This window comes from Sandarakinorhabdus sp. (assembly GCF_031422795.1).
In the GTDB taxonomy this organism is placed as follows: domain Bacteria; phylum Pseudomonadota; class Alphaproteobacteria; order Sphingomonadales; family Sphingomonadaceae; genus Sandarakinorhabdus.
The window spans coordinates 1-8814 of the sequence record NZ_JANPML010000425.1; the positions used below are offsets into that span (position 1 = coordinate 1).

The 8814-nt window shown below is 60.2% G+C and carries 8 protein-coding genes and 1 pseudogene; 5 read left to right on the plus strand and 4 right to left on the minus strand.

The genetic code is table 11. The features are described 5' to 3' along the window. Positions 1-67: 67 nt before the first annotated feature. On the plus strand, positions 68-433 hold the full coding sequence (locus tag RMO81_RS14625; RefSeq protein ID WP_310476645.1) for a transcriptional regulator: 366 nt from the start codon (positions 68-70) through the stop codon (positions 431-433). 51 nt (positions 434-484) lie between these two features. Here RMO81_RS14625 and RMO81_RS14630 read toward each other — a convergent pair whose 3' ends face one another. From RMO81_RS14630 to crtD, 4 genes are all read right to left on the minus strand, one after another. Then, positions 485-1813, minus strand: a complete 1329-nt coding sequence (locus tag RMO81_RS14630; RefSeq protein ID WP_310476647.1) for a DUF3644 domain-containing protein — start codon at positions 1811-1813, stop codon at positions 485-487. 119 nt (positions 1814-1932) lie between these two features. Continuing rightward, positions 1933-2703: a hypothetical protein gene (locus RMO81_RS14635; RefSeq protein ID WP_310476648.1), complete on the minus strand. Its 771-nt coding sequence runs from the start codon at positions 2701-2703 to the stop codon at positions 1933-1935. Next, entirely contained in the window at positions 2667-3419 is a 753-nt protein-coding gene (locus RMO81_RS14640) for a hydratase (protein WP_310476649.1), read from the minus strand. Before RMO81_RS14640 ends, RMO81_RS14635 begins: the two co-directional genes overlap by 37 nt. A gap of 80 nt (positions 3420-3499) precedes the next feature. Continuing rightward, positions 3500-5074, minus strand: coding sequence for a 1-hydroxycarotenoid 3,4-desaturase CrtD (gene crtD, locus RMO81_RS14645; protein WP_310476650.1), 1575 nt, complete (start codon positions 5072-5074; stop codon positions 3500-3502). Positions 5075-5206: 132 nt separating this feature from the next. Between crtD and RMO81_RS14650 the strand changes: the two genes are divergently transcribed. The 4 genes and pseudogenes from RMO81_RS14650 to RMO81_RS14665 all read left to right on the plus strand — a co-directional run. After that, the gene (locus RMO81_RS14650) at positions 5207-6334 is read left to right on the plus strand and encodes a methyltransferase (protein WP_310476651.1); all 1128 of its coding nucleotides are present in this window, start codon (positions 5207-5209) and stop codon (positions 6332-6334) included. Positions 6335-6510: 176 nt separating this feature from the next. Continuing rightward, positions 6511-7443 carry a chlorophyll synthesis pathway protein BchC gene (bchC, locus tag RMO81_RS14655; protein ID WP_310476652.1) on the plus strand — a complete coding sequence of 311 codons (933 nt, stop codon included), beginning with the start codon at positions 6511-6513 and terminating at the stop codon, positions 7441-7443. Beyond that, entirely contained in the window at positions 7440-8435 is a 996-nt protein-coding gene (locus RMO81_RS14660; RefSeq protein WP_310476653.1) for a chlorophyllide a reductase iron protein subunit X, read from the plus strand. The genes bchC and RMO81_RS14660 overlap by 4 nt, the downstream gene beginning before the upstream one ends. Then, positions 8428-8814 (plus strand): annotated as a pseudogene (locus tag RMO81_RS14665) (chlorophyllide reductase subunit Y); the annotation flags it as partial. The gene RMO81_RS14660 and the pseudogene RMO81_RS14665, both read left to right, overlap by 8 nt.

Below are 8814 nucleotides of genomic sequence, written 5' to 3' on the forward strand. Positions count from 1 at the left end.
GGCACCCACGCCGCCTATGACCGGATCGACGCGCTGACCGTCACCCTGTTCTGAGAGGAGACAATCCATGCAGATTCGCCCCATCCGCTCCGACGCCGATCACGAAGCCGCCCTGCGCGACATCGAAACCCTGTGGGGCGCAGACGAAGGCACGGAAGCCGGCGACCGGCTGGACGTGCTGGTGACGCTGGTGGACGCCTATGAAGCCCGCCGCTGGCCCATCGCCCCACTCGATCCGGTGCAGGCCATCGAAGCCGCCATGGCCATGAACGGCCACACCCGCGCCGATCTCGCCGCATTGGTCGGCCAATCCCGCGCCACCGAAATCCTCGCGCGCAAGCGCGCGCTGACGCTGGGCATGATCCGCAAGATTGCAGCGGCCTGGGCGGTGCCGGAACGGGTGCTGGTGCAGGAGTATGCGTTGGTGCGGTAATTGCGGCTGATGGAATCCAGTCAGTTAATTCAGTGTCCTGTCACCGAAATTCTAAATGTATTTCGTCGCATTTTCCTGACAGTGCGCCCGAACACGCGCAATCCAGCTTTCAAACCAAACCCACGTGTTCTTATAGTCGCCAGCTTTGCCAAAACCTCTTGATGGGTTCTTGGCTCCCAATTCTTTCCAGAGAGCCGTATGCTGGGCTTGGCTGAAACGTGGGAAGCCCTCAGTATGCATTGCTGCAACAACTTGCGTCGCAGTATAGCGCGCTTTGTCCACTTCCTTTAGCAGGACCGCATTAATTGCTTTAGCCTCTTCCGAGTCTGCCTTGATGAACTCGATAGCGATGTCCGACTTGCTTGCTTTGGTGCCCACCTTAGGCACGAATGCCACGCGATAGGTGAAAGCCGGATCTTTAAGCTCGTCATCTGTCATGCCTGCGTGGAAGGCGTCCATGGTAGATGCAATTGCTGCGGGTAAAGTGCTCGCACTCTTCAGCCCGGACGCTTGGGCTGCGTCGAACGTGACAAATTGTAGGGCGATCGGCAGCCGCCGTTCGAGACCGAATTGGACCCCAAACCAAGATCGGATAGCTTCGTTGAAGTTGATACAGCAAGCCTGCATGAGCGGCCCAAGAGCATCATCTACACGATTGGTCGATCGATGTTCGATCTCATGCCTGATCTCAAGCAACAACTCCAAATTTAGCCTAGTCGGTTTCGATATCGGGATTTTATCGTTGCGAAGGCACTTTCCGAGATCCCAGTAGGCCTCTGCGCCGCTCTTGAGCAGCTTGACGGCCCCATTTTCCCTGTACCGGAAGTCTATACCTTCACGCTTAAACCAAGCGTGACAAAGATATGTCCAGCCAATCATCGCCGTAGTTATAAAAATTTCCGCCCGAAAATGTATACCCGCTGCATTGAAGTTGTGGACAGCAGCAATCATTGACTCTCGTGACTTCACAAGCAGCTCGTCCCCGCGAAGACTTAGTCCAGTCTCTCCATCGACATCGGGCCAGCATCTGAGAAATTCGTTTAGCTGGTCAGCTGTGGCAGCTTTCACGGTCTTATGTTTCGCCTCTGATCGAATCTCCGAAATTGCACGGTGATTAATCGACCGCGTGGGGCGGGTGAAATACGCTAAAACATCTTGGTCATTGTATTTTGTGGTCGCAAGCATCGCCTTTACTAGCGAAATCTCCCAGCGCTCAAGTCTGTTTCCACGCTTTCGCTCCGGCATAAGTAACTGTCTCCTCCTTGCAGGATACTGCAAAGCAACCAGATTATGCGACCCACAGGACGTTATAGCAAGGTAGCTAATTTGATCATTCTGCGGCGACGGAAATAAATGACGAATTTTTAGCTTCGCCGGCATACATCATGAGCGACCGAAATGGGTCGCAATGCTGACGCTCGCCATGATCCGCAAGATCGCAGCGGCCTGGGGAACCGAACGCGTGCTGGTGCAGGGATATTCGTTGTTGCGATGGGTTTCTATGTATCACTGTCGTTATGATAATTGTATAGATGGCTTTTGCCAAGTCGGCTTAGCTCACTGGCGAACCACTTTTTGTAACCTTCACCCGAATATGATATTTCTTCTTCGATATCGATTTCACCGATACAGAACGTGGCTGGGAGTGAAAATTTTACTCCCCTATTGAGAAGGGCACCTACAATATAATCATATCCAACATAATGATCTTCGTGGAACTCTATTGCGCAGAGACCAAAGCGTTCATAAATAATGGGGTCAATGATTTTGTATATGAAATCAATCGCTGCTCCTGATGGATCTTGATCATCTGGAGAGCAGAAATGTTGGATGCTATTTCTCAACTTCTGAATTCGATCGTAGCAAATTTGATCAGGCACTCTTATCCCTGTTGTTGTCCAGAGAACCTGCGGTAATTGGTCAAAACCGTAGGTTTTTCCCTTTTCAAGTAGTGTTTTGAAATCAAGTTCTATGGATCTCCGGTCGTCTAGACCATGTATATCTTTGAAAATCAACAATGGATGCTCAACGGCAACGGCCGCCTTGATGAATAACTCGCCTGCATGTGCTGCGTTTAAAACTGCCATCAGCGGCCAGTGCTCATTGCCTGGGTCCATGAAAACCGCATGCATATTTGCTTGCTTGAGTGCAGCTTGCGCTAAACCTAAAATGCGATCGGCTAGGCCGCTGAGTAAGTTTTCGTGACTATTTAGCACAACGCTCGCCTCCCCCCTCACACCTTCCGCGGCATCCGCCACGGCAGCATCCACTGCACCGCGCCCGTATCAAACCGCCGCATGTTGAGCGATTCATGCACGGCCACCACGTCCTCCCCCCACAGGCGGGTGGCGAGCGCGGTGCGGCTGTAGAAGGGCGTGTCTTCCCAGGTGGCGCGGATGCGGGCGGTGTAGCCGGCGTCGGCGCGGGTCAGGCGGTCAAGGCGCCAGGCGGTTTTGGGCAGCACCACCGGGGCGGGCATTTCCATCACTTCGGCCTGGCCATCGGGCGTGATGCGCAGCGCCATGCCGAAATCGGCGCCGTCTTTCAGCTGGCCTTCGTACATCACCGCGGTGGAGCCATCCTTCAGATGGGCGCGGCTCCACTGCCAATCGGCAAAGCCGTCTTCCAGCGATTCAGCGCCGTGGTTGGCGTCCAGATAGCCGGTGCCGGCCCATTTGATGGCGGGGTTGGTGAAATTGGCCTCCACCCGCGCTGATGGGCCGATCGGTTCCCATTCGTGTTTGCCGGCGGGATCCAGCCGGAAACGGCGCTGGCCATAGACTTGCGGCGTCACCCGCACCTGGCCGCGGACTTTCATCGGCAGCACGGCGCATTCTTCCTCGATATCGATCACCAGCGTGGCGCCATCCCAGCGCAACTGGCTGGGGCCGATGCGCAGTGTGGTGGCATCGCGGAACAGGGCGCCGTGGCTGCGTTCGGTCATCGCCCAGCGGCGGCAGCCCTTGCCATACAGCGCGACGTTCAATGAGACGTGATTTTCCGGCGCGTCGCGGCCAGCGGCCTTGTAATAGGGGGAGAAGACCGAGCCGATGAAGGCGATGATCGTTAGCCCATACTGCCCGCAGTCGCTTTCGGCGTCGACATACCACCAGCGGTAGCCACCGGGTGCGACGTCTTGATCGAAGCGCGGGCCTTGAGAATCGCTGCGCTCGCCAAGCGGCCGGACAAGGCCGCCATCGGCACACCCGCCCCCGGGTGCGCCGATCCACTGGCGACCCAGAGCCCGGGCAGTTTCGTCTTGCTGCCAGGCCGGCGGAAGCTGGCCTGCCACCCGTGCGAGGCCCGACCATAAAGGGCCCCACCGCTCGAAGGGAAAAGTTCCTCGAACATCGCCGGGCCCACCGGCACCATTGCCGTTGGTTGCAGTGTCAGCCCGCACCGGGCCAGGACGGCCATGGTTGCTGTCTGACATTGTTCGATCTCCTTGGTGGTGGGTGGAGTGCCGTCGCCTGTTGGAGGCGCATTGACGATAAGTTGCAAGCGTTCCGGGCCGTCTGGCGGGCGGCCGATGCCACGATCCTGGGCGCAGATATAGATGCTGGGTTCGGCCGGCAGGCGGTGTTCGCCAAAGATGTGGCGGAATTCTGCCGCATAATCGGTGGAGAAGAAGACATTGTGGCGGTCCAGTTCGAAACCGCTGGTTTCGGCGGTCATCATGGTGACGAGGGCGGACAGCGAGCGTTCGTGGGGTTTGACGCCGGTGACAGCACCTGCCGCGGCCGGGCCGAAGCGGCCATCGGCAAGGGCGGAAACGTCGCTGTTGGACAGCACATCGTGGGCCAGGATGTCCTCGCCGCTGGCAAGGCGAACTCCGGCGGCACGGCCATTCCGAACGAGAATTTCAGCCACATGGGCGTTGTAGTGGAATTTCGCGCCCAACCGTTCGGCCAGCAGCGCCATCTGGCGGGCGACTTCGTGCATGCCGCCTTCCACCAGCCACACGCCGCGCGCTTCGAGATGGGCGATCAGCATCAGCGTGGCGGTGGCCTGGAACGGATCGGCGCCGGTGTAGGTGGCATAGCGGCCATAAAGCTGGTGCAGGCGCGGATCGCGGAAATAGCTGCCCAGTGTGTTCCACAGCGTGGCGAACGGGTTGATCGCAAACATCTCGTGCAGGTGGAAGGGGGCGTATTTCAGCGTGAGGCCCAGCGGGCCCATCGCCGGGCTTTCCATGAAGCGGGTTTCCAGCGCGCCAAAGATGCGCGCCGATTCGGCCTGAAAGCGGGTCCAGCCTTCAGCTTCGGCGGGGCCGGCGAACTGGGCCACGGCATCGCGGCTGCGTTCGTGATCGGCCCACAGATCGAGGCTGCTGCCATCCTGCCAGGCATGGCGGGCGAGGCGATCGGATTTGACCAGGGTGAGATGCGCATCAAGCGACGTGCCGGCATCGGCAAAGATGCGTTCAAACACCGCGCGATGCGTGAAGACGGTGGGGCCGGCGTCGATGGGCACACCGCCAACATCAACCGTGCGCAATTTGCCGCCGGGCGCGCCCATGCGCTCCACAACCGTCACCGGAACACCGCGCGCCGCCAGCAGCACGGCGGCAGACAGGCCACCCATGCCGGCTCCGATGATGACAACGCTGTCTGGGCCTGCCAAATCGATCTTCCGAATCATCAGTCGTTAATGTCTGGCGTCTAAACCCGACCAAGAGTTGTAATGATTGACCTTTGGGCAGCCACTGTCCAGACGATTTGACACTTGTTTGTGGGGCACATGGCTGAAAACACTGCCTCTCCGGGATGGAAGTTGCGCTGGCTCAATGCCCGCAACCGGGTGCTGGCCAATCCGGCATTCCAGCGCTTTGCCATGCGTAACCCGTTGATGCGGCGCACGGCGCGCTATCACGCCAATGCCATGTTCGCGGTGATCACTGGATTTGTGCAAACGAAGGCGCTGACCGCCACCGTTGATGCCGGGGTGATTCGGCGTCTGAGCGATGGGCCGGCGAGCGCAGCCACGCTGGCGCAGGGCGCCGGGCTGGGCCTGGAGGCGATGCAGCGGCTGCTGGGCGCGGCCAGGGCGATTGATCTGGTGGAGCTGGCAGCGCCCGATCTGTGGGTGCTGGGCCAGCGCGGCGCGGCGCTTTCCACCAACGCGGGTGCGCTGGCGATGATCGAGCATCACAAGATCTTCTATGATGATCTGGCTGATCCCATCGCCATGCTGAAGGGCGGGCGCGGGCAGGGCAAGCTGGCGGCGTTCTGGACCTATGCCCCGGCGGCAGGGCAGGGGTTGCCGGCGGCGGCTGATACCGCCAGCTGGCAGGGCGGCGGCGGGGGAGCAGTGGCGCCCTATTCGGCGCTGATGGCCGCGAGCCAGCCGATGGTGGCCGAACAGGTGCTGGACGCCTATGATTTCAGCCGCCACACCTGCCTGATGGATGTGGGCGGCGGCCACGGCGCCTTTCTGGCCGAAGTGGCACAGCGCCACCCGCGACTCTCACTCAAGCTGTTTGATCTGCCGGCTGTCGTGGAAGGCGCCAAGGCGAGACTGTCCCCGAGCGGCCTGTCGCACGTGTCGCTGCATGGCGGCAGTTTCCGTGATGATCCGCTGCCGCAAGGGGCCGATGTCATCAGCCTCGTGCGCATCTGCCACGATCATGATGATGATGTGGTGCGCACCTTGCTGAAAAAGGCCCATGCGGCGCTGCCGCCCGGCGGCCGCCTGCTGCTGGCCGAACCGATGGCCGGCACGATGGGTGCCGAAGTGATGGGTGATGCCTATTTCGGCCTCTATCTGTGGGCGATGGGATCGGGCCGGCCCCGGACGGTGGCGGCCTATCTGGCCCAGCTGGTCGAAGCCGGATTCGGCAACGCCCGCGAAGTGGCCACGGCGCTGCCAATGGTCACCCGCCTGATCGTCGCGCAGCGTTGAATCGCGGGCCGGTTTTCCGGCTTTCGTCAAGCCTAAAGACGACGAAGTCCGTCCAATTTTTTGCTTTCAGAATTGTCATGTGCGCTTTACACTCACATGACGCTTTGGATAGTAACCAATGCATTGGAAGGGGTCAGCGGGGCAGGGCTGGCCGGTTTCCCCAAGGGGTTGGTTGAATGGAAACATTGGCCGTTGTGGTGGAGAAGCCGGAGAGCGTCGCCTTGCGCACGCTCACGCTCACGCCGCACCAAGCCGATGACGTGGTGGTGTCGATCGACTGGTCGGGCATTTCCATGGGCACGGAAAAACTGATGTACAATGGAACCATGCCGATGTTCCCCGGCATGGGCTATCCGTTGGTTCCCGGATATGAAGCGGTCGGCACGGTGGTGGACGCCGGCGAAAATGTGACCGACTTGATCGGCAGAAACGTGTTCGTGCCCGGTTCCTCCAAATTCGAAGGTGCGCGCGGGCTGTTTGGCGGCCAGGCCAAGACGTTGATCACCGGCGCGGCGCGGGTAATTCCGCTGCCGGCAGAATTGCATGAAAATGCCGTGCTGATGAGCCTGGCTGCGACTGCGCAGCATGCGGTGGCCGGCGGCGCGATGCCGGATCTGATCATCGGTCACGGCGTGCTGGGCCGATTGCTTGCGCGGATCGCGCTGGCGGCTGGCGTGGAGCCGACGGTGTGGGAAATCAATGACGCCCGCATGTTGGGTGCTGATGGATATCGGGTGGTCAGGCCCGAGACTGACGAGCGGCGGGATTACCGCTCGGTCTACGACGCCAGCGGTGACCACCGCGTGATCGACCAGACCGTCATGCACATGGCGCGTGGGGGCGAGATCGTCTTGGCCGGCTTCTACAGTGACCCGCTGTCGTTCAACTTCGCGCCCGCGTTCCGGCGCGAGCTTCGCATACGCATTGCCACTGAGTTCCAGCCTGACGACCTTGCGAGCGCGCTCGCGCTGGTGGGCTCGGGTTCGCTGTCACTCGAGGGCCTTGTGACGCACAAGGTGCCGGCAACAAAGGCCGCGACCGCTTATGGTCAGGCCTTTTCGGACCCCAATTGTCTCAAAATGGTCTTCGACTGGAGAGATATCGCATGAGCATCAATAATCTTCTCGATCAGGTTGCCGCGCTCCGTGAGGAGGCTGAACTGGAACCCGATCCCGTTCACACCGGCGAGATCACCAAGGAAACCCAGATCATCGCCATTTATGGCAAAGGTGGCTCCGGCAAGAGCTTTGCGCTCGCCAACCTGTCGTACATGATGGCGCAGCAGGGCAAGCGCGTGCTGCTGATCGGCTGCGATCCCAAAAGCGACACCACCAGCCTGCTGTTTGGCGGCAAGGCGACGCCGACCATCATCGAAACCTCGTCCAAGAAGAAGCTTGCGGGTGAGGAACTGACCATCGAGGACGTGTTCTTCCAGCGCGACGGCGTGTTCGCCATGGAATTGGGCGGGCCCGAAGTTGGCCGTGGCTGCGGCGGCCGCGGCATCATCCACGGCTTTGAAACCCTGGAAAAGCTCGGCTTCCATGATTGGGGCTTTGATTACGTCCTGCTCGATTTCCTCGGCGACGTGGTCTGCGGCGGCTTTGGTCTGCCGATCGCCCGCGACATGTGCCAGAAGGTGATCGTGGTTGCGTCGAACGATCTGCAATCGCTGTATGTCGCCAACAACGTCTGCAAGGCGGTGGAATATTTCCGCAAGATGGGCGGCAATGTTGGCGTCGCCGGCATCCTGATCAACAAGGATGATGGATCGGGCGAAGCGCAGGCCTTTGCCAATGCGGTGGGCATTCCGGTGCTCGTCAGCATTCCGGCCCACGATGATATTCGCAAGAAATCAGCCAATTATCAGATCATCGGCACCAGCGAGAGCCAGTGGGGCCCGCTGTTCGCCGAACTGGCCGAAGCCGTCGAAACCGCGCCGCCGGTGCGCCCGACCCCGTTGGATCAGGATGGCCTGCTCGGCCTGTTCAAGCCCGAAGATACCGGCGGCAATGTCGTGCTGAAGCCGGCGACGCAGGCCGATCTGCGCGGTGGCACCTTTGAGACCAAGCCCAGCCTCGAAGTGGTGTACGACAATGTCTGAAGACCTGTCGTCTCCGCCAGTGGAAGGTGCCGGCTGCCATGCCGGCGCCGACACCATGCGCGATGCCGCCGCCAAGGCCGGCAAATCCGAAGTGCTGGAGCGGTATGCGGCCGATTACCCAAAGGGTCCGCACGATCAACCGCAGTCCATGTGCCCGGCGTTCGGTTCGTTGCGAGTCGGCCTGCGCATGCGCCGAACGGCCACCATCCTGTCGGGTTCGGCCTGCTGCGTATACGGCCTCACCTTCACGTCGCACTTTTATGGGGCGCGGCGCTCGGTGGGTTATGTGCCGTTCAATTCGGAAACGCTGGTCACCGGCAAATTGTTCGAGGATATCCGTGACGCCGTGCACGCGCAGGCCGATCCGGAAAAATACGAT